Genomic DNA, 22,215 nt, shown 5'->3' with positions numbered 1-22,215 from the left:
ATTTTTAAAAGAGTCGGTTTGATAATGTTTTATGTAGATAGTTTTTACTTTTCTTTTAAATACTTTGTTTAAATGGATTAGATTAAGTAACTTTTGTTCTAGCTTTTTGATAATCAAGACAACTGAAGAAAGGAAAGAATCATTTTATGAAAAAATTAAGGTTGTTAACATTTGAAAATATAGTAGAACCTCTTTTAAATGAAAAGGTATCATTTATATACTTTCCTATTGAATGGCTGGACATCGTAGAGATACATTATAAGACGTTTTTATTAACGAGTAAGTTGAAACGTTTGAATGAAAGACTGTATGATATGTTTTCTGATATATTGTTTATTCAGCATAATCCGTACGTATTAAATGAAAATACACCATGGATTGTATCAAAAGAACCTATTAAACAAGAGCAGCTCAATTATATTTTTCAAAGTTGGTATGAGATTATTCATGATTGGAAACCAAATAAATTAGTAGAGCCACCAAAATATGAATGGCAATCCGATTTGATTTCTAATTTGCCAGTACTACATGATAATGAAACGTATTCTAAGTGGGTGCCCGCTTTAATCTCACATATTTTTTGTGAGCGTCCTATATATTTAGAAAATACAAATGCAGAAGAAATCTATTTTTCTCCTCTTAGATCACAAAATATTTGTGAGGCGATGTCAGGGCCAATAAAAGATGAAAAAACACAAGATTTTTTCTCCTATGTATATCGATTCGAATGCATAACCCGTGGTGGTGAGAACGCTCCATTATTAAATATTTCAATAGGGATTCGGAGATTTTATCAAGAATATAATCATCCAGATATTCCTTTACTTTTCAGACGAAAACGAGGGATGATATTGATTTCTACCCCAGAGTTTGCATCAAATAATAAAAAAATACGGTTTGTAAAACTAAAAATGCAACAAGCTACAACCGGCATGAAATGGATTAAGATATTTAGAAATTTAAAAGATGATTTTCAAATAGGTGGAGATTTGGATTTAGACCATATTCTCCAATATCCGAAAGATTATATTGTCGGGGAAAATAAAAGGGTGTTATTTCCATACAATGAAAGAATATATAAAGTCCAAGGTACTAAAATAGAACCAGGTATAAAAGTAAAGGAAAGAGAGTATTTATTTAAAGAATTCCAGCGTAAATTCTCTTATTTCACAATACTTCCAGAATGTAAAAAGGTAGCAACAAATAACAAAAATGAATTATTTCCTTTATTTGCACCAAAAGGATTAGAGACATTAACATTAGAAGTTTGGTCTGAAAATATAGCGCTGGAAATAGAACAAGCATTACTTGATAGCGAAATTGTTTTGACTAAAATTGGTGAAAATTCTTATGTATTGAATACAGATTTCCCAGTATTATTAAAGATTGTGAGATACAATATTGAAAAGGTGTTACAAAATCCATATAAAATGCAATATTGTCAAAAATATAAAACAAATCTTGTAGATGATGTTACGAAAGCTGTCTATGCTACCGCGGGTGAGCGCAGTGATGCGACATTAGCATTAATCGCAATGAAAAATTGTGATGGACGCGAAAAAATTGATCCAAAACAAATCATTAGAGAGGGATTTGCACGAACAAATCGTATTTCAACATTTATTAATTTATTTATAGGCCAAAGTGTATCTCGTAAAACAATTGTAAATAGTGTTTTTAGTCTATTAGAACAAAAAGGATTTTTGAAGCGTAGTTGGAATAAGATAAATTTACCTTGTACATATGTTAATTTATCAATTGAACGAATATCGAAATTTGATTTCTTACCTATTCTTTCAAAAATAAAAGGAAAAGAAATTTTATATAAATTATATGGGAATACAGAGTGGCAAAAGATTGATTGCGTATTATTAAATATAAATAAACATAATGCATTTTTATCACAACCATCAAAGAGAAATGATATGGGGGCTCTTTTTAAACAATATGTTTTCGAAACATTAATGGAAATTGTACAATATGCAAAAGAACAAAATGAACAAGTTTACTTCATTGTAGATGCAAATTTGAGAAAATATTGGATAAAAGAGTTACAAAATAAAGAAATTAATACAGATATTTTACCTGATATTGTTCCAGAGGTATTAAAGGTTCCCAACTTAAATATTATTAGAATAAATACAGGTTTTGATGTACCAAGCTACGGTGTAATAGAATGTGATGATGCTCTAGATAGAATAGGCTTATATGCAGATCAAAAAGGGATGTATTATAGCACTGGTGAATATTCACTTAATTGTAGTGAAGTTTTTCAGCGATATATAATTGAAATTCTACCATTAGGTGTAAAACCTTTAGAAAGGGATTATATCGCTAAAATGATACATTACATGTGCTGTAATTCTAGAATGCTTTCGAAAAAGAATGTACACATGACATATTCCGTACATATGGAAAAAGTAATAAAGAGTTATATTACTGACATAGATGCAAGAGAATTTAAAGAATTTGATGATGAATTGGATGTAGATGTAGTAAAAGTAGAAAAGAAAGATTCAATTATTCTACTTTAAATACTAGTAAACAAATCCTGCTCGTTATATCGATCAGGATTTGTCATTTTTTTATGCAAATAAGGATATCATTTGTCAAGTATCTTTTCGTTTACATATTTACTTTATGTGCAGACAGGATTAATATGTTTTTTAGAAATACAAAAACTATACCAAATGGAAAAGCGATTTTTATTAATTGAAAAAATTTGAAAGGAATGGGGAATGGTGAAGAAATTAGATGTGCTCTTAATGCTACTGAGCGTCCTCTTTCCAATTGCAGGACTTACAAAGCAAATCCCTCTAGAACAATCTGTATATATTGGAGGGCTTTTATTTTTTACTAGTTTCGGTAGTTATTTTGCTAAAAAGATGTATTCACGTATATGCAGCTGGATAGCGTATGCGCCATTTATAACATTACTGTTAGTTATTTGGCATCAGGATATTACAACAAGCTCAATCATAGCAAATGCGAAAATTGCTGCATGTGTCGCGTTAATTCCATGTTTATTTCGTTTTCGTACATATGGACTTACTTTGGGATTATTCTCATTATGGGCCGCTTTACTATGGGATATAAAAGAAGTACAGTCGTTAGTCATACTTGAACGCATGACGAGTTTAATGACAAGCCATTATGTATATATATTACTATTAATTGGAGGACTTGTATTAGGAGGATTACTTGCGATGTTCATTCACCGCAAAGAGAAAGATAATAATAAAGAAAATATAAATCTACTTGGACCAAAAAAGAAACGCAAAAGATTATCATTTAAGATTCGTCTTCCGAGATTACCGAAATTAAAGATGAAACTATTTAAGTTTGGTGGGAAAGAATCTAAAAGTAAAATTCCAGAAAAGATACATGAGCATAAGTACGAAGAACCAGTTGCAACATATAAAATGACAGAGAAAATAGATCCATACAAAGAAAATGAAGTTCAAGGTCAAACAAGGATGGAACGCCGAAGAAATAGGTTTAATGCATAATGAAGTTTAATAACCCCGTAATGACTTATCTTAATATTGATAAATCATTACGGTTTTTTTATGTAATTAAATAAAGGTTGCTAATGAGGGGGGGATAGCATATTTTATAGGTGAGAAGTTAAATAAAATAAGGGGAGGATAAAATGCTTATCATTACATATATATCTGCTTGTATATTATTCTTAGTTAGCTTTTTACATGTATATTGGGGTTTCGGAGGTAATTGGGGGACAAATAGTGTTATACCAACTAAATCAGGGGAAAAGGCGTTTACACCTCGTGCCGGAATGACATTGTTCATTGCATTATTATTAAGTATGGCAGCGATAATTTTGTTGCAACAAGCAAATATTGTTCATTTTGCAGTTCCTAATGTTATTATTCAAGTCGGTTCCTGGATTTGTATGATCGTCTTTTCTATTAGAGTAATTGGTGAGTTTAATTATTTTGGTATCTTTAAACGACAAAAAGATACGCACTTCGCTAGAATGGATACTGGTTTATATATTCCACTTTGTGCATTTTTATCTTTATCTTTCTTATTAGTAATAATTTTGTGAGTAAATAATAGTAGTTTCTTTTTTCAAAATATATGTAAACGTGAGAAATCCAAGAGTAAATAAAAAAAGGGTGTAAGCGCCTTCTTGTCGAAATGTAAATTATTATGAAAGGCGGTGACACTATGAAGTATGTAAAAGTTAGTATGAATGGTGGAAGTGAACACAAATTTTCAATGACTTTAGATCGGTTTGAAGAACTTATTACTACAGAGAATGGGATATTAGAAAATAAATTAGTATGTATTGAAAATGTAATGATTAATCCTACTAATATATCTTCTGTAGTTGAAAAAATTGGTGTACCGGCTAAGTTTATGGAAGCTTAAAATCGTTAGATAAAAAACATCCCCAATGGATGTTTTTTAATTTATAAATATGAAATTGTATAGTGAATATTTGAGTAGATTTTTTTAGCAATGACTATGCATATATTAAGTACCTGAACATGGTGCTTAATATATGCACGAAATAATAAGTACAAGCATATATTATGTAGTAGGACAAGATCTTCGTGTCCTACTTAATACTCAGAAAAAACCTCTAATCACATAAGAGCATCCAATTGCAGGGTGCTCTTATTTTTGTAAAAATTTACTGCAAGGCTTATTTTATAGTAGGATGCAAGAATAAAGGGCTATTTTTAAATAATGTTCTTTAGCCTTTAATTTTAAATTTATCTTTAACATTAGTAAATATTAAAAATAATATGATAGCAGAAATTAAGTTAGATAAGTAGAAATCTTGATGAAACAGTAGTTCGAAGATGACATAGAAAGTAACGAATAAGGCGATAACAGGTAGTATGCAAATAAATATAAATCTCCAATTTTTTAAGTAATGTCTATAATTAGTAAGTACTTTCTCCATAAATGTAGCTCCTATATTTTTGTTTTTATATAATTATACATTTAGATACAAGGATTTTCAAAGTAAAAATATTTAGCAATTCAAAAATATAAGGAAAGTATTTGTTGAAAATCCAGATTGCTCTAGCAATCTGGATTTGACTTTAAAGAACTATACTAAAATGATACACTATAATCTACGTTATTTTTGAAATGAATAGAGGGATTTGTGTGATAGATAAAATTAAAAATGCTGTAGAGGATATGTACGAGGATGAGGTTAAAGATTTACTTCAAAGTATTCTCATACAGTTAAACTTATTAGAAGAAAACTATAGTGAAGATACAATTAAAAATTTGATGGATATTCCGAAACAATTAACGAGTAATCCTACTTATAAAAGAAATGTAAAAGAAAGTACGCACGTACATATTGCTTTTGATGATTCAACGGCTGGTTGCTTAACATATATGTTAAGTCAAGAAGAATTATCTGAAGAGAGTGTTGTTGCTTTTTCTGAATTCTTTTCAATTGGACCGATATATAAGTTGCATACGAATGGGGGGCAACTAGCAAGACAGAAGTGGTTAATAAATAATTTAACTGCTTATGATAGTTATTTTGAAGAAGAATATTTATCAAGATTTATAGCAACTATAGAAGAACTACATACTATTCCTGTTGAAACGCCTATTACAATTTGGAAGGCTGATAATGCACATGAACATGTAGGCCTAAGTTTTGTAATGGCACAATTAAAGGATAAGAAAAACATTCGAGTTATTAATACATCTGAAGCAAGTCGAGAAATATTAAAACAAGAGTATGATATTCGTGGAACTGGAGAATTACCACCTGAAAGTTTAGCTCTATTCCAAAAAAGTTTTGCAAAGTTACCGTATTTAACTGAAGAGAAGCGAATGAAGTTTGAACATGAATGGGATAGAATATCGGGAAGCGTAGAATGTTTAAGAGTGTGGAAAGAAAATGAAGTATATTCTGTACAAGAAGATTATTTTGATCAATTTATAATTGAATGCGCGAAAAGTGTGGGTGCTGATCGAGAATTCCTCAAAGCTCCTAGAGTAATTGGTGAAGCACTTGGTCTTGTTGAACAATTGGTTGGAGATACTTTCTTAGAATATCGCTTGAAACAATTAATTAAACAAGAAGTATTTGAATTTGAAGGTTCGTTAGATGAAATGCGTTTTTATAGTGTGAAGTTAAGGAAATAATAAACACCTTCTATTTTTGAAAGGCTCGTATTTTTAATAATACGAGCTTTTTAAGTTGAATTTGGGCTATAACATAAGCTTCCCAGAGAGGGCATATCACATATAAATGTTAAAGGTAATGAATGAAAAGTAGGTGATTTGTTAATATGTATAACCAACAAAATTATCCATATGATCAAGCGATGTATTATAATCCACAAAACTACGGGTATGAATCTGTAGATGAAGCGAGAGATATGGAACAAGAAGATTACAGACCAGATGATGCGGAAGATGCTCCAACGTCACCACCGCCGTCGCAAGCTCCGTCGTTACCGTCTACCTTTGCGTCTCCATCTCAAGCGGGCAATATGAAATCATGGATGTGTAATTGTCTAGGAAGATGGGGCTATTTACGTTTACATCGTCCTGGTCCTTTCGGAAGGGACTTATGGTTCTTTCCGACTGAAGTGAGAAGAAACGGAGTATCAGGTTACACTTGGCAAGGTGGTCGTCGTCGTAAAGTAAGTTATCGCTATCAACAAATTAGTAATTTTATGTGCTTCGCATAAAGAGTAGTGGGAGAGTGAAACGATTTTACTCTCTCACTTTTTTATTTTTCAATATACGAAGTAAGATTTTGGTTAAAAATTTACAATTTTCACGTTTTTATTAGAGTATAATGCATATGTTGGGTTGGTTTTCAAAAACAAATGAGAGTGAGGGAATACAATGTCAATGAAAAACAAGGTTGGACTAAAAATAGAGGAGGGCATTAATTTAGCTTCAGCTCAATTTAAAGAAGATGCGTATGAAATTTATAAAGAATCTAGAAAAATGCAACCTATCTTATTTGTGAATAAAACTGAACTAGGTGCGGAATGGCTTATCACAAGATATGAAGATGCTTTGCCACTTTTAAAAGATAGTCGCTTAAAAAAAGATCCAGCCAATGTATTTTCTCAAGATACATTGAATGTGTTTCTTACTGTTGACAATAGTGATTATTTAACTACTCATATGTTAAATTCAGATCCACCTAACCATAATCGTTTACGATCACTCGTACAAAAAGCTTTTACACCGAAGATGATCACGCAATTGGAAGGAAGAATACAGGATATTGCAGGTGATTTGTTAAATGAAGTCGAGCGAAAGGGTTCATTAAATCTTGTTGATGATTATTCGTTCCCTTTACCGATTATTGTAATAAGTGAAATGCTTGGCATTCCAAAAGAAGATCAAGCGAAATTTAGAATTTGGTCTCATGCTGTCATTGCTTACCCAGAAACACCAGAAGAAATAAAAGAAACTGAAAAGCAACTATCTGAGTTTATTACATATCTTCAATATTTAGTTGATATTAAACGAAAAGAGCCAAAAGAAGACTTGGTGAGTGCTTTAATACTTGCAGAGAGTGAAGGGCATAAACTTAGCGCTCGGGAACTATATTCAATGATAATGTTACTAATTGTGGCGGGACACGAGACAACGGTAAATTTAATAACAAATACGGTATTAGCGCTCCTCGAAAATCCAGATCAATTACAGTTATTAAAAGAAAATCCAAAATTAATTGATGCCGCTATTGAGGAAGGACTACGATATTATTCTCCAGTTGAGGTTACAACTTCAAGATGGGCAGATGAACCTTTTCAAATTCACGACCAAACAATCGAAAAAGGAGATATGGTTGTCATTGCCTTAGCTTCTGCAAACCGTGATGAAACTGTATTTGAAAACCCAGAAGTATTCGATATTACTCGGGAAAATAATCGTCATATTGCCTTTGGTCATGGGAGCCATTTCTGCTTAGGCGCTCCACTTGCTAGGTTGGAAGCAAAGATTGCTATTACTACTTTGTTTAATCGAATGCCTGAACTACAAATAAAAGGGAATCGTGAAGAAATTAAATGGCAAGGTAACTATTTAATGCGTTCTTTAGAGGAATTGCCTTTAACTTTCTAGAATAGTAAAAGGAGACATGCATACATCGAAAATGATTTACATAGAGTATGTATGTGTTATTTAAATTCGAAACGGAAGGGTGAAGACATCCCAATGATCAACTAATTCTATTTGTAAGAGATCTTCGTTAAAAAACGAAATATTCTTCTGAATAGGGTTAGTCTGTACATTTATAGAAAAGGGATGTATTTCGCTCTGCGAATATATAGTCTTTTTATATGATTTGTGCTGCCTCCTGTTCAGAACATGAAATAGGAGGCTTTTTTATGTCGACAAATGTAGTAACGAAACAAAACAATGGGGTATCACAAGTATTAAAAAATCGGTTTGTTCAAGGGATTTTAGCATCAGCATTATTTTTACAAATAGGAATATGGGTTCGAAACTTTGCGGTATTACTATATGTAATGGAAATGACAAAAGGTGATGCTTTTGCTATTTCGATGATTTCAGTTGCTGAATTCGCTCCAATTTTTATTTTTTCATTTATTGGCGGTACTTTTGCTGATAGGTGGAAGCCAAAGAAGACAATGATATGGTGTGAGACGTTAAGTTCCATTTCAGTATTCGCTGTATTAATTACGCTTATGTTTGGAACGTGGAAAATTGTGTTTTTTGTGACACTCATCTCTGCAATCCTTTCACAGTTTTCACAACCATCTGGAATGAAGTTGTTTAAACAACATTTATCAACGGAACAAATTCAATTAGCAATGTCTATATATCAAACGATATTTGCAATATTTATGGTATTAGGACCAATCCTAGGGACATTTATCTTTCATAGTTTTGGAATTTATATTTCAATCATCATAACAGGCATCTCGTTTGTACTTGCGGCAGTTGTATTGTTATTTCTTCCGAAAGATCTTGAAAACGACGTAGAAAAGAAAGATATCACTCTGTTGCAGGAGATGAAGGACGGTATTAAGTATGTCAAAAAGAAAAAAGCATTAACTTTGCTGGGGCTTTGTTTTATGGCTGCAGGACTAGGTATAGGATTAATTCAGCCATTAGGTATATTTATTGTGACTGAGCAGTTAGGATTATCAAAAGAGAGTTTACAGTGGCTACTAACAGTAAATGGTGCGGGAATGATTGTTGGCGGGGCATTAGCGATGGTATTTGCGAAAAACGTTGCTCCGCAAAAGATGTTAATTATCGGTATGCTTGGTCAAGCAATTGGTATTAGCATTATAGGGTATTCTACAAATTTATGGGTTACACTTACAGCGCAGCTTTTTAGTGGTTTAGCTCTTCCTTGTATCCAAATTGGTATTAATACGCTTATTATTCAAAATAGCGATACCGATTTTATAGGTCGTGTAAATGGTATTTTAAGTCCGCTATTTACCGGTTCAATGGTAGTAACGATGAGTATAGCTGGCTCATTAAAAGAGATGTTTTCATTAAGTATGATGTATGAAGGGACGGCTTTACTTTTTATAATTGGATTATTGTTTATTATACCTATATACAATTTAAAGCCAGTAATAGCGATAGAAAGTGAAATAAGTGGTAAAGGAAGTGCTGTACAGAATGAATCCTAATCCAAATATTAAATACCCTATTGAAGGAAATCAAAACGTTCAATTTATAAAAAATACAATAACAAAATCTAATATACTTGTTGGTGAGTATTCTTATTATGATGCGAAAGATGGAGAAAAATTTGAAAATCGAGTATTACATCATTATGAATTTCTTGGAGATCGCCTTATTATTGGAAAGTTTTGTTGTATTGCATCTGGAGTTAACTTTATTATGAACGGAGCCAATCATCGGATGGATGGATTTTCGGCATATCCATTTAATATATTTGGAAATGGGTGGGAGAAGTATACACCTAGTTTGTCTGATTTACCTTACAAAGGTGATACAGTTATAGGAAATGACGTTTGGATTGGTATGGATACAACAATTATGCCCGGAATAAAAATAGGGGATGGTGCAATCATTGCAGCTAAATCTGTTGTGACTAGAGACGTCGCACCATATACAATTGTTGGTGGAAACCCTGCAAATAAAATAAAAGAGAGATTTTCAAATGAAACAATTCAAGAATTATTGCAAATTCAATGGTGGCATTTTGACATTGAAAAAATAACTGAAAATATAGATGTGATTGTACGAGGAGATATTGAATCATTAAGAAAACTAAAAAGGTAATAAAAAATGCATGACAAAGAGTATCATACCTCCGAATTTTGTTAATGATAATAGAACAAGGAGGTGTGATACTATGGCACAAGACGTTTTATGTGAAGTAAACAACTGTAAATTTTGGGCGAATGGTAATAAATGTAGTGCAGAGGCAATTTACGTAGTAAGTCATAAGGGTAAACATGCATCTACAACGGAAGAAACAGATTGCAAAACTTTCGATCCAGAAGTGTAAATTGTTTAAGGGTAGCCAAATCGTGGTTGCCCTTTTATTAATTATAGTATTGATAATAAATATCATTTTCATTCATTGTTTTTAAATTTTCTTGTTATTTTTTCATATTTTTTTCATAAGTGATGTAATCCAAGTCAACTCATGTTCAATTCGTGATTTACTAAATTCAATGACTTCAGTAATAAAAGATGAGGTAACCTCTAGAGACTGAATAGCAGTAAGCTGATTATGTAGTACGTTTTGGCGTATAGTTAAAATCTCTTTTCTAGCCTCATAGTCAAGTTTTTCAAATAGTGCGATACGAACAAGGAATTCTGCATTGTTTGTCGCAAGTTTTTCGGGAAAATCTCGTAACATTTCAGAAAAAATTTCTTCTCCTGTTTCTGTTATATCGTACATATTTCGGTTTGGTTTTCCGACTTGTTTATGTATTTTTTTCGTTATAGCACCCATATTTTCAAAGCGCCGAAGGGCAGGGTAAAGCATGTTGTGATTTAATTCAAAATTCTCACCTAAACGATTTTGAACATTTTTTTTGATTTCATATCCATGTTTTGGTCCTGTCGTTAATTCTGCTAGTAGTAAAATGTCAACGTACATAAAAATCCCCCTTATATATTTCTCAAGTCCTCTAATGAAAAATCTCCTTTAGTATATGTTAAAATAACATATGATAGTTTATACAACTTTGAACTGCCGACCTATCACTTTTATTGTAAAAGAAAAGGGAGGAAAGAACTATGGCTTCACCTGAAAATGTTATTTTAGTTCATGAAATTTCAAAGCTGAAAACAAAAGAAGAATTATGGAATCCATATGAATGGTATCGTTTGATGAGGGATAATCACCCAGTTCATTATGATGAAGAGCAGGATGTATGGAATGTTTTTTTATATGATGATGTAAATCGTGTTTTATCAGATTATCGCTTATTTTCAAGTAGAAGGGAGCGCAGACAATTCTCAATCCCTCCATTAGAAACTAGAATAAATATAAACTCTACAGATCCACCAGAACATCGCAATGCACGTTCCATTGTTTCTAAGGCATTTACTCCAAGAAGTCTAGAACAGTGGAAACCTCGAATACAGGCTATCGCAGATGAACTTGTACAGCATATCGAAAAATATAGTGAAGTTAATATCGTTGAACAGTTTGCTGCCCCTTTACCTGTTACCGTTATTTCTGATTTATTAGGAGTCCCAACAACAGATCGTAAAAAAATTAAAGAATGGTCTGATATTTTATTTATGCCGTATAGTAAAGAAAAGTTTAATGATCTGGATGCTGAGAAAGGGATAGCATTAAATGAATTCAAGGCATATCTTCTACCGATCGTTCAGGAAAAGAGATATCATTTAACTGATGATATCATTTCCGATTTAATTCGAGCTGAATATGAAGGAGAAAGATTAACCGATGAAGAAATTGTAACCTTTTCATTAGGTTTACTAGCGGCTGGGAATGAAACCACTACAAATTTAATTATTAATAGCTTTTATTGCTTTTTAGTAGATTCACCTGGAATTTATGAAGATTTAAGAAAAAAACCTAGCTTAATTTCAAAAGCGATTGAGGAAGTATTACGCTATCGCTTTCCTGTTACATTGGCCCGGAGGATTACAGAGGATACAAATATATTTGGCCCTTTAATGAAAAAGGATCAGATGATTGTTGCGTGGGTTAGTGCAGCGAATTTAGATGAGAAAAAATTTTCACACCCCTCTCAATTTAATGTACATCGAATAGGAAATGAAAAGCATTTAACCTTTGGGAAAGGTCCTCACTTTTGCTTAGGAGCACCACTTGCACGTTTAGAAGCTGAGATTGCATTAACTACCTTTATAAATGCTTTTGAAAAAATAGAGCTATCTCCATCTTTCTGTTTAGAAAAATGTATATTGGAAAATGAACAAACATTAAAATACTTACCTATTCGATTGAAAGCCAAATAAAAATCTCAACAAGGTGCATACATTTGCATCTTGTTTTTTGTTTCTCAATTGTGAGTTTCAGGTAATTACCTTAATATGGAGTTGTATAAAACGTAGAGGAGGATTCCTATGTTGACTTGTAATGGAAGTAAATCATTTCAAAAGTTTATTAAAGGTGTTACAGATCTTATGGAAAACGGTTTATTTGAAGAAGAAATAGTGTGTGGCATTGAAAAGTTACTAGAAGAACTTTTAGAAAAGAAAACATGGCTTCCGTTAGATAAACAGAAGGCGAATTCGACTCAATATGCACGACATTTATTGTATGAGGATCCGCTCAAACGTTTTGAAGTACTAGCTCTCGTATGGAAAGATGGACAATCTACACCTTTACATGATCATGACGGCACATGGGGGGTAGAAGGCGTCTTTTCAGGAAGGATAATGGTGCAGAACTTTATACAAACGAAACAACTTGGAAATTCACTTGTGTATTTAACACATACAGGAAATCTTTATTTGGGAGAAGGAGAAACCGATAAAGTCATTCCACCTGCGGATTGTCATATTCTTGAAATTAGCAAAAAGGAAAGCGTTATCACAATTCATATCTATGGAAAACGGTTAGAAAAGTTTAAAGTATATATCCCAACTGAAGACAAAAATGTGTACATGTGTGAGACAAAATACATTAGTTATAATTCATAGTTTGAAATCCCAAGCTTTTTAAAAAGAAAAGCTTGGGATTTTATTTTTAATTATTTCTTGACCTGAAACGCTTTTCATAAATTATAAATAAGAAGTACCTCACGAGGATTGTATGAAAACGATACCTAATAATTAATTAGAACTCGTGTATTTATAGAAAGTGGTGAAGAAATAATGAAATTAATCGCAATTGATTTAGATGGAACTCTTCTTTCGGGGAATAAAATGATTAGTAAAGAAAATGCAGAAGCAATTCGAACATGTCAAGAAGCTGGCCATGTTGTAGCAATTTGTACTGGACGTTCTATTGTTGATATTGAACGATTATTGTTAGAAGTTGATTTAGAGTGTCCAATCATTGCGGAAAATGGTGCGATTATATATAAAGATAAGAAAATGATGAAGAGATATCCAATTCAAAATATGCAGGCACTTGAAATTGTGGAATATCTTGAAGAGAATGGTTTATATTATCAGCTTTATACTGATAAAGGTGTGTATGTACCGGATTATGGAGTAGAGAGTGTACGTAATGAAATTGAGTATGTGAAGAATTCAAAAGAAAATTTCGACTTGAAAGAGTTAAAAACAATCGCAGCATTATATCTTGAGCATACAGCGTTTCATAGTGCGGAAAGTTGTAAGCCAATTGTAGAAACAGATATACATGTGCATAAACTATTACCATTTTCTTATGATATTGAGAAATTAAAAAAACTAAAAGAAACATTTATTCATAATACAGATTTAGCAATTACATCTTCATATTGGCACAATTTAGAGATTAATCATAGAGATGCTCAAAAAGGGAATGGATTATATACTTTAGCAGAATATCTTAATATTCCAGTTGAAAACACTGTAGCGATAGGTGATGGGCTAAACGACGTTTCTATGATGGAAAAAGCGAACATATCAATTGCGATGGGTAATGCAGTTGAAGAAATAAAAACAATCTGTAAATACGAAACGTTATCAAATGAAGAACATGGTGTGGCACATGCTTTATATAAATATGTAATGTAATTAAAAAAGAAAAAAGAATCCAAAGGGATTCTTTTTTCTTTTTTATTAGGGGTAAGGTATTCTATGAGATTCATAGAAGCCTTATTACATTTCATTATATAGAATATATTGGAATAAATGTTTATATTTTTCATGAAATTTGTGAATATTTTATGAATTTTATACTTGTTGCATTTTTATACCGTTATTAGTGACGCGTATGACCCTCAAGGAAAAATTCAGTGAATGTAAGGAGGAATGAACGAAATATCTACTAATTAAAGGTATATTCAGTATATACATTCTTTTCTTATTTTAATTGAAAAATAAAATTTGTGCGAATAATTATTCTACAGCTATATACCTACACTAGCTTTCTTCGTATAATGGAGAAGTATGAATTTTAGATTTGTATTAATTTTACATATTGAGGTGAAAAAGGAATGAATTCGCGGCTAATGGAACTTATTGATGTGAGTACAATAGAAACCATGGCAGAACAATTTTATAAATTAACTAACATATCACATCAACTTCTTGATGCTGAAAAAGAGTGTATTTTTTCATTCGGAATGAATGAGATAATTAAGAGTAAACTTCCAAAGATTGAAATCCCCATTTTCTTATACAATCAACATTTAGGATCTTTTGTTGTATGGTCCAAAAAAAGCGAAATTTTCAGTTGTCAAAAATACTTTGAAATGCTCTCAAGTTTAATTTTAGATGGCGCAATAAAAGTAATTCAAAGTAAAAAAACAACGTTGCTTTCTCAGAAAGAGGAGGAACTACATACGATTTTACAAAACATGCCTGTTATGGTCGATGCGCTTGATTATAATGGAGATTTTGTTTTGTGGAACCGAGAATGTGAAATTGTAACAGGTTATACCGCTGAAGAAATAATTGGAAATCCAAATGCACTTCAATTATTATATCCTGATCATAGTTATCGCCAGCAAATACAAAAGAAATTTTTAACTTGTGGAAAAAATTTCAGAGATTGGGAAATGCACTTAACATGTAAAAATGGTGAAATCAAAACAATAATGTGGTCTAATATATCAGAACAGTTTCCTGTAACAGGATATAGTTATTGGGCTGTTGGTGTAGATATTACACATTTAAAAGCGATAGAAGAGCAGTTAAAACAACAAACATCTGAACTGGAATTAATATTTAAAGCTTTACCAGATTTATGTTTCTTAACAGAAGATGATGGCACAATTATAGATTACAAAGCAGGATCTCCTACAAAGTTTTACGTACCCGCAGAAGCTTTTATGGGAAAAAAGTTTTACGAAGTATTACCATCTTCAGTAGCACAGCAGTTTCAGGAAGCCATTAATCAAGTGAAGGAAAAAGGAACGAATGTAATTGTAGAATATCCACTCACACTTAATGGAAGTATTGATTTCTTTGAAGCTAGGTGCTTACCATTATTACATGATAAAATTATGATTATTGTACGTGACATTAAAGAGCGAAAAAAGACAGAAGAATTGCTAAACAAATCAGATACGCTTGCAGCAATTGGTCAATTAGCAGCTGGGGTAGCTCATGAAGTAAGAAATCCCTTAACTGTAATTAAAGGTTTTATACAGTTATTCCAAATTAATAAAGAAGATCAAGAAAGATATTTTGATCTTATGCTTTCTGAAATTGAAAGGATAGAAGCGATCCTGCAAGAATTTTTGTCAATTGCTAAAACAGATGAGATAAATACAGAAAAGAAAAATATTTATCAAATTTTTAAAAATGTCGTATCGTTAATGAATACAAAAGCAATTATGACAAATATTCAAGTTGAACTATTTACGGATGACAAAGATATAATTATTGAATGCTCGGAAAATCAATTGAAACAAGTATTTATTAATATTTTGCAAAATTCAATCGAAGCTATGCCAAATGGTGGGGAAATTTCAATTCACATAAAAGAAATAAATGATGATGGTGTCATCATTCATGTAATAGATGAAGGAATAGGAATACCTGAAGAAAGAATTAAGAGATTAGGTGAACCTTTTTATAGTACGAAAGAAAAAGGGACTGGTATTGGATTAATGTTAAGTTATAAAATTATTGAAAGTCATCAAGGGACAATTAGTATCATGAGCGAGGTTGGTGTCGGGACAACAGTAACAATTTACTTACCGAAAGTACAAAGTAAACAATCTTTTTCTAATTGTGACGATAAATGTATAGCAATACGCACTAGTAGTAATTCTTAAATCAATTAATACCCAATAACAAAGCGATTAGTGAAAGCTAATCTTTTTGTTATTGGGTATTTTTTATATTTAATTTAGTAAACTTTATCTTTTCTTTACATTTGTTTTAATTTCTATTAAGTTTTAAACATTATATTAATATTTGTACAAAGCAATGTATAAAAATTGTACATTACTTTTAATATAGAAAAGTGATTATTATTTGGAATATTGTAAGGAGGAGATTATGACAAGGTGAAAAAACAAGAGAAGAAGAGTGGTAGAGTAGTACCTCTCCGGTTAAATATTTTATTCCTTTGTGTTTTTTTATTATTTTCTGGCATCATTATTCAGTTAGGAAAAGTGCAAATCTTTGATGGAGAAACATATAAAAATGAAGTAGAGAAGAGAGAAAATGCAACCGTGGGCCTTTCTGTACCACGTGGGAAAATATTTGATCGTGAAGGAAATCCAGTAGTTGATAATAAATCTTTACGTACGATTACATATACAAAGGTGAAAGGTGTAAAACAAGAAGAAATATTAAAATCAGCAAGACAACTTGCAGACATTATTGAAATGCCGCAAGAAGATATAGATAAGTTAACTGAGACTGATAAGAAAGACTTTTGGATGCAATTAAATCCAGAACTTACTCAAGACTTAGTATCAAAAAAAGAAATAGATAAGTTCCGAGATAAGGATATTACCGGAAAAGAGCTAGACAAAAAAATAGAAGATTTAAAAAGGAAGCGCGTTACAGATAAAAATCTTCAAGAACTAACGGCTAAAGATATAGAAGTGTTAGCTATTAAAAGTAAAATGACCTCAGGTTTTCAGATGGCACCTCAAATTATTAAAAAGGACGTTAGTGAACAGGAATATGCGGTGATTAGTGAAAATTTAGCGAAACTTCCAGGGGTAGACGCATCAGTTGATTGGGAGAGAATCTATGTAAATGATGGTCTATTCCGTTCCGTTCTTGGTAACGTTTCAAATGCTGATGAAGGATTGCCACGTGAAAGATTAGATTATTATTTAGTGCGTGATTATAGCCGAAATGATAGGGTCGGCAAAAGTTATATCGAACAGCAATACGAAGATGTACTTCATGGTACGAAAAAAGAAGTAAGAAGCATTGCTGATAAACAAGGCAATACAATGAGAACGGAAACGGTTTCGGAAGGAAAAAGCGGTAAAAATTTAACTTTAACCATAGATATGGAATTGCAAAAAAAAGTAGAGGAGAGTATAGAAAAAATATTAAAACAATATAAAGGATCAGAATCAATGTTAGACCGTGCTTTCGTAGTGATGATGAATCCTAAAAATGGCCAAGTATTATCAATGGCTGGGAAAAGGCTTGTAGAAAAAGATGGGAAAATGGAAGTAGAAGATTATGCTTTAGGCACGCTGACAAGTTCATATGAGCTTGGATCAACGGTTAAAGGTGCGACAGTGTTAACAGGGTTTGAAACAAATGCAATAACTCCTGGAACACATTTTTATGATGCACCTATGAAGTTTAAAGGAACTAAGGAAAAGAAGTCTTGGAAAAATTTTGGTGATATAGACGATCTAAGAGCGTTACAAGTTTCTTCAAACGTTTATATGTTTAATATAGCATTAAAAATTGCTGGTGTGGATTATGTGAAAAATAGTTCACTAGATATTAAACAAGAATATTTTGATAAAATGAGATATTATTTCAGGCAATTTGGACTAGGCGTACAAACTGGTATTGATTTACCGAATGAAACTGCAGGACAAATTGGAAGAAAAGATAATCAGCCTGGTTTCTTATTAGATTATTCTATTGGACAATATGATACATATACACCACTTCAGCTTGCACAATATATTTCGACTATCGCAAATGGAGGGTATCGAATGAAACCACAAATTGTTCAAGAGATTAGAGAACAAACCGTTCAAAAAGATGAGGTTGGTAAAGTAGTACAATCAATAGAACCCGTTGTTTTAAATAGAATCGATATGAAACAAGAATATATTAATCAAGTAAAAGAAGGATTTAGAAAAGTATTTCAAGAAGGAGATGGAACGGGAGTAAGAGCGTTCCAAAAAGCACCATATAAACCAGCTGGTAAAACAGGAACCGCACAAACTGTATATGGTGGAGAAAATGAAATTGGGCGAAATGCGAAAGGCGATCGTAGAGAATGTTATAACTTAACATTAGCTGGATATGCGCCATATGATGATCCAGAAGTAGCATTTTCTGTTGTAGTACCGTGGGTTGAAAATGATAAATCGGGCATTAACTCCGATATTGGAAAAGAAGTTTTAGATGCTTATTTTGATTTGAAAAATAAGCGATTAACTGGTGAAGCGCCAAAAACAGATGCCTCTAAAGAGAATTAAAATGGACGAAACGTCTCTAGCATTCATGTGAACTAGAGGCGTTTTTATCTGGGAATAGATTAGAAATGAGGTATATATGAAGCCGTTTATTCTAAAATATTGGAGGAACATATGTAGCTACATCTTAATTATAATAGGGGTTATTTTTATTAATAAGTCATTTTTATTTTGTATGGTAGAAGGAATTTCGATGCAACCTACTTTGAATGAAAAAGATTATATACTTGTTAATAAGGTAAACGTCTGTTTATCGTCTTTTCATCATGGAGATGTTGTCATTATAAAAAAAGAAGACGAGCCTACTTACTATGTGAAACGAATTATTGGATTATCGGGGGATAACATACAACTAAAAGAGGATGAGGTATTTATTAACGGTAAAAAGCGTGATGAATCGTATATACATTTAGATATGTCACAAGTATCCAATCGTTTTTCAAATTTGAGAGAAATAAAAGTTCCTACGCATAAATTATTTGTGTTAGGGGATAATCGTAATCATAGTAAAGATAGTAGGAATACACTTGGACTTATTGATGAGTCAAATATAATAGGTAAAGTAGAAATGGTATTTTATCCATTTGATCATATAAAATGGATAAAATAATTCTATTAACTATTCACGTTTTATAAAATAAATCATATATTGATAGCATAGGACAAGCAGAGAAGCTTGTTCTAACCTCACAGAACACTCCTTATCACGGTTAGGCATCTACATAGGTAGATGCTTTTTTTATGTTGATGACTGAAAATTATTTATCAACATAATGTAGCAAGCATTTTAGGACTATTAGGGGACGATTACATGTACAAATAACAGTATGCTTTAATTAAAACAGTGAAATGTAAGGAGTGAGGAATAAGTGCTAAATATTTTAGTAGTTAATTTTCCAGCAGAGGGACATGTAAACCCTACATTAAATTTAGTGAAAGCCTTTACTGAACGAGGGGATAACGTACATTATATTACAACTGCAAACTTTAAAGATAGGATTGAAGATTTAGGAGCTACTGTACATACACATCCGGATCTATTAAAGGAGATTTCTATTGATGCTGAAACCTCATCTGGGTTAAATGCTTTCTTTCATGTGCATGTTCAAACTTCTTTATATATATTAGAAATTACGAAACAATTAAGTGAAAGCATAAATTTTGATTTCGTAATTTATGATATATTTGGTGCGGGAGAGTTAGTAAAGGAGTATTTACAAGTTCCAGGTGTAGTGTCCTCGCCTATATTTTTAATTCCTTCAGAGTTTTTGAAGACATTACCTTTTCATCCAAATGCAGATATACCATTCCAACCAGAGGAGATCTCTGAAAAATTACTAAACCAGATGGAACATGAATTTGGAGTAAAACCAAAGAATAATCTTCAATTTATGAATAATAAGGGTGATGTTTGTCTCGTATACACAAGTCGTTATTTCCAACCTAATAGCGAATCGTTCGGAGAAAATAACATTTTTATTGGACCGAGTATTTCAAAGCGTAAAACAAATATAAAGTTTCCACTGGAATCACTTAAAGAGAAGAAAGTTATTTATATTTCAATGGGAACACTGCTTGAAGGACTCGAACCATTCTTTAATACTTGTATTGATACTTTTTCAGATTTTGATGGGATAGTTGTAATGGCAATTGGTGATAGAAATGATATTTCTAAAATTAAGAAAGCACCAGATAATTTTATAATTGCTCCATACGTACCTCAATCAGAAATATTAAATGAAGCGGATGTTTTTATTACACATGGCGGCATGAATAGCGTACACGATGCCATTCATTATAATGTCCCATTTGTAATAATACCGCATGATAAAGATCAGCCTATGATAGCGCAAAGATTAACTGAACTGGAAGCAGCGCGTAGACTATTGAAAGAACATGTTAATGTGCACACTTTAAAAGAGGCTGTAACAGATGTTCTTTCAAACGAAAAGTATAAGCATGGTATACGAAAACTTAATGATAGCTTTTTAGAATGTGGTGGTTCAAAAGAAGTAATTGCAGTTATTGAATCTCTTTTAAATAAAGTGAAACTTTAATCGTTGGGGGTTTTACTGCCCGTAAATAGCGGGGGAAATAGTCGTAACTATATACAAGCATAGAGGTTCGTACCTTTATGCTTGTATATTCTTATCCAGCAAATTGCACAGCAGTATTTGCATGTAAAAAAGCAGTATCAAAAACGGGAACAGTAAGATCATTTTGGGAGATGAGTAAAGGTATTTCAGTACAGCCTAATAGTATACCTTCAGCGCCGTTTTGAATTAATGACTTTGTAATTTGTAATAGCTTTTCTTTAGATGCTTCTGAAATGATCCCTTTACTTAATTCATCTAATATGACATGATGGATAACTGTTCTTTCCTCTTCATTTGGGATAATTGTCTCAATGTTATATTTCGCTAATCGTGATTTATAGAAATCTTGCTCCATCGTTTGTTTTGTTCCTAATAGTCCGATACGTTTTATATTTTGTTTTACCATTTCTTTAGCACTTACATCGCCAATGTGAAGAAGCGGGATAGAGATTGCTTGTTCTACTTCTTCGGCAAATAGATGTACAGTATTTGAACACATTAATAAACAGTCAGCCCCAGATTTTTCAACCTTCTTTGCAACCGTGACTAGTTCATTTTTTACTTCTTCATATTGATGGTTTTGTAATAAAGTAGTTACTTCTCCAAAGTCCATACTATATAAAACTAGCTTCGCATTTTGATCGTATTGAGAGAGTGTAAGTGTATTAATATGTTTATAGTATAATGATGTAGATTCCCAACTTAATCCCCCAATTAAACCAATAACTTTCATAATGCATTCCTCCCGAAACGATTTTGAATTTATTATTTCATAATTCCGATAAGAATACAATGATTTAAATGTACTATTTAAAGAAAAATAAAAATAGTTAGAAAAGTATTGAAATTTATGCTTTTTAGTGCCATAATACGAATTACAAATTAATACTTATCCAGAGAGGTGGAGGGAACGGCCCTAAGAAACCTCAGCAACCCCTATGCAATTTTATAGGAAGGTGCTAATTCCGCAGAGGACACGATGTGTTTTTTGAAAGATAAGAGGATTCTTGAACGTGAAAGAAAATGACCTCTTATGTAAGAGGTCATTTTTTTGTTGTATAGAAAGGAAGTGTCGATGCATAATTCATTATTAAAATAAATATAGAATAATAAAAGTTGACCAATATGACAGGGGAATTGTAATGAATAAATTATCAACAAAGTTAGTAGTAGCAATCGGGATTGGAGCAGCCTTATACGGGATATTAGGACTTTGGGGATTTTCTATTGCACCGAATACATTTATTAAACCAGCATTAGCTATATTAACTGTTTTTGGAGCATTATTTGGTCCAGTGGCAGGACTCTTAATCGGACTTATCGGTCATACCGTAACAGATACGATTGCTGGCTGGGGGATTTGGTGGGGCTGTTATCCTACCTTATTA

The 22,215-nt window shown here is 32.0% G+C and carries 20 protein-coding genes, 1 pseudogene and 1 riboswitch; of the genes and pseudogenes, 18 read left to right on the top strand and 3 right to left on the bottom strand.

Annotated elements, in window-relative coordinates; translation table 11 throughout:
- The first annotated feature begins 146 nt into the window (after positions 1 to 146).
- The 4 genes from ASE54_RS14875 (at position 147) to ASE54_RS14860 (ending at position 4,395) form a co-directional block, all read left to right on the top strand.
- On the top strand, positions 147 to 2,534 hold the full coding sequence (locus ASE54_RS14875; RefSeq protein WP_000736200.1) for an RNaseH domain-containing protein: 2,388 nt from the start codon (positions 147 to 149) through the stop codon (positions 2,532 to 2,534).
- 207 nt (positions 2,535 to 2,741) lie between these two features.
- Positions 2,742 to 3,509 carry a DUF3959 family protein gene (locus ASE54_RS14870; protein WP_014894749.1) on the top strand — a complete coding sequence of 256 codons (768 nt, stop codon included), beginning with the start codon at positions 2,742 to 2,744 and terminating at the stop codon, positions 3,507 to 3,509.
- A gap of 143 nt (positions 3,510 to 3,652) precedes the next feature.
- A complete protein-coding gene (locus ASE54_RS14865) occupies positions 3,653 to 4,069 on the top strand; it encodes a DUF3995 domain-containing protein (protein WP_000905578.1) in 417 nt (138 codons plus the stop codon).
- Between the two features lie 122 nt (positions 4,070 to 4,191).
- Positions 4,192 to 4,395 (top strand): hypothetical protein, encoded by a 204-nt coding sequence (locus tag ASE54_RS14860; protein ID WP_000878369.1) that lies wholly within the window; start codon positions 4,192 to 4,194, stop codon positions 4,393 to 4,395.
- 328 nt (positions 4,396 to 4,723) lie between these two features.
- On the opposite strand, the gene ASE54_RS14855 is transcribed toward ASE54_RS14860, so the two are convergent.
- Positions 4,724 to 4,936 (bottom strand): hypothetical protein, encoded by a 213-nt coding sequence (locus tag ASE54_RS14855; RefSeq protein WP_000416836.1) that lies wholly within the window; start codon positions 4,934 to 4,936, stop codon positions 4,724 to 4,726.
- A 209-nt stretch (positions 4,937 to 5,145) separates the two neighbouring features.
- On the opposite strand from ASE54_RS14855, the gene ASE54_RS14850 reads away from it, so the two are divergent.
- The 6 genes from ASE54_RS14850 (at position 5,146) to ASE54_RS34340 (ending at position 10,495) form a co-directional block, all read left to right on the top strand.
- On the top strand, positions 5,146 to 6,150 hold the full coding sequence (locus tag ASE54_RS14850) for a DUF1835 domain-containing protein (RefSeq protein WP_000565700.1): 1,005 nt from the start codon (positions 5,146 to 5,148) through the stop codon (positions 6,148 to 6,150).
- Positions 6,151 to 6,296: 146 nt separating this feature from the next.
- Positions 6,297 to 6,701, top strand: a complete 405-nt coding sequence (locus tag ASE54_RS14845) for a hypothetical protein (RefSeq protein WP_000282691.1) — start codon at positions 6,297 to 6,299, stop codon at positions 6,699 to 6,701.
- A gap of 160 nt (positions 6,702 to 6,861) precedes the next feature.
- Positions 6,862 to 8,097, top strand: a complete 1,236-nt coding sequence (cypA, locus tag ASE54_RS14840; protein WP_000062094.1) for a cytochrome P450 — start codon at positions 6,862 to 6,864, stop codon at positions 8,095 to 8,097.
- A 266-nt stretch (positions 8,098 to 8,363) separates the two neighbouring features.
- Positions 8,364 to 9,647 (top strand): MFS transporter, encoded by a 1,284-nt coding sequence (locus ASE54_RS14835; protein WP_000106404.1) that lies wholly within the window; start codon positions 8,364 to 8,366, stop codon positions 9,645 to 9,647.
- Positions 9,637 to 10,266 (top strand): Vat family streptogramin A O-acetyltransferase, encoded by a 630-nt coding sequence (locus ASE54_RS14830; RefSeq protein WP_001069210.1) that lies wholly within the window; start codon positions 9,637 to 9,639, stop codon positions 10,264 to 10,266. The genes ASE54_RS14835 and ASE54_RS14830 overlap by 11 nt, the downstream gene beginning before the upstream one ends.
- Before the next feature lie 73 nt (positions 10,267 to 10,339).
- Positions 10,340 to 10,495, top strand: coding sequence for a DUF1540 domain-containing protein (locus ASE54_RS34340; RefSeq protein WP_000046095.1), 156 nt, complete (start codon positions 10,340 to 10,342; stop codon positions 10,493 to 10,495).
- Between the two features lie 102 nt (positions 10,496 to 10,597).
- Here the strand turns inward: ASE54_RS34340 and ASE54_RS14825 are convergent, their stop codons facing one another.
- On the bottom strand, positions 10,598 to 11,095 hold the full coding sequence (locus tag ASE54_RS14825) for a PadR family transcriptional regulator (RefSeq protein ID WP_000289119.1): 498 nt from the start codon (positions 11,093 to 11,095) through the stop codon (positions 10,598 to 10,600).
- 140 nt (positions 11,096 to 11,235) lie between these two features.
- Here ASE54_RS14825 and ASE54_RS14820 point away from each other — a divergent pair, with 140 nt between their 5' ends.
- From ASE54_RS14820 to ASE54_RS14790, 7 genes are all read left to right on the top strand, one after another.
- Positions 11,236 to 12,450, top strand: a complete 1,215-nt coding sequence (locus ASE54_RS14820; RefSeq protein ID WP_000168007.1) for a cytochrome P450 — start codon at positions 11,236 to 11,238, stop codon at positions 12,448 to 12,450.
- Between the two features lie 108 nt (positions 12,451 to 12,558).
- The gene (locus ASE54_RS14815; protein ID WP_000954439.1) at positions 12,559 to 13,137 is read left to right on the top strand and encodes a cysteine dioxygenase family protein; all 579 of its coding nucleotides are present in this window, start codon (positions 12,559 to 12,561) and stop codon (positions 13,135 to 13,137) included.
- 174 nt (positions 13,138 to 13,311) lie between these two features.
- A complete protein-coding gene (locus tag ASE54_RS14810; protein WP_000766380.1) occupies positions 13,312 to 14,163 on the top strand; it encodes a Cof-type HAD-IIB family hydrolase in 852 nt (283 codons plus the stop codon).
- A gap of 422 nt (positions 14,164 to 14,585) precedes the next feature.
- Positions 14,586 to 16,373 carry a PAS domain-containing sensor histidine kinase gene (locus ASE54_RS14805; protein ID WP_014895255.1) on the top strand — a complete coding sequence of 596 codons (1,788 nt, stop codon included), beginning with the start codon at positions 14,586 to 14,588 and terminating at the stop codon, positions 16,371 to 16,373.
- A gap of 234 nt (positions 16,374 to 16,607) precedes the next feature.
- On the top strand, positions 16,608 to 18,734 hold the full coding sequence (locus ASE54_RS14800) for a penicillin-binding protein 2 (protein ID WP_000743779.1): 2,127 nt from the start codon (positions 16,608 to 16,610) through the stop codon (positions 18,732 to 18,734).
- A gap of 76 nt (positions 18,735 to 18,810) precedes the next feature.
- Entirely contained in the window at positions 18,811 to 19,341 is a 531-nt protein-coding gene (lepB, locus tag ASE54_RS14795) for a signal peptidase I (protein ID WP_002162782.1), read from the top strand.
- A gap of 259 nt (positions 19,342 to 19,600) precedes the next feature.
- Complete coding sequence (locus tag ASE54_RS14790) at positions 19,601 to 20,788, top strand: macrolide family glycosyltransferase (RefSeq protein WP_000932151.1); 1,188 nt, start codon at positions 19,601 to 19,603, stop codon at positions 20,786 to 20,788.
- 91 nt (positions 20,789 to 20,879) lie between these two features.
- Here ASE54_RS14790 and ASE54_RS14785 read toward each other — a convergent pair whose 3' ends face one another.
- Positions 20,880 to 21,560 (bottom strand): aspartate/glutamate racemase family protein, encoded by a 681-nt coding sequence (locus tag ASE54_RS14785; protein ID WP_000864388.1) that lies wholly within the window; start codon positions 21,558 to 21,560, stop codon positions 20,880 to 20,882.
- A gap of 153 nt (positions 21,561 to 21,713) precedes the next feature.
- Positions 21,714 to 21,829: riboswitch (SAM riboswitch) on the top strand.
- A gap of 140 nt (positions 21,830 to 21,969) precedes the next feature.
- Between ASE54_RS14785 and ASE54_RS14780 the strand changes: the two are divergent.
- Positions 21,970 to 22,197: pseudogene (locus tag ASE54_RS14780) on the top strand (ECF-type riboflavin transporter substrate-binding protein); the annotation flags it as partial.
- Between the last annotated feature and the right edge of the window lie 18 nt (positions 22,198 to 22,215).

Source organism: Bacillus sp. Root131 (assembly GCF_001429475.1).
Classification (GTDB): domain Bacteria; phylum Bacillota; class Bacilli; order Bacillales; family Bacillaceae_G; genus Bacillus_A; species Bacillus_A thuringiensis_S.
This window is presented reverse-complemented; position numbering and strand designations above follow the sequence as displayed.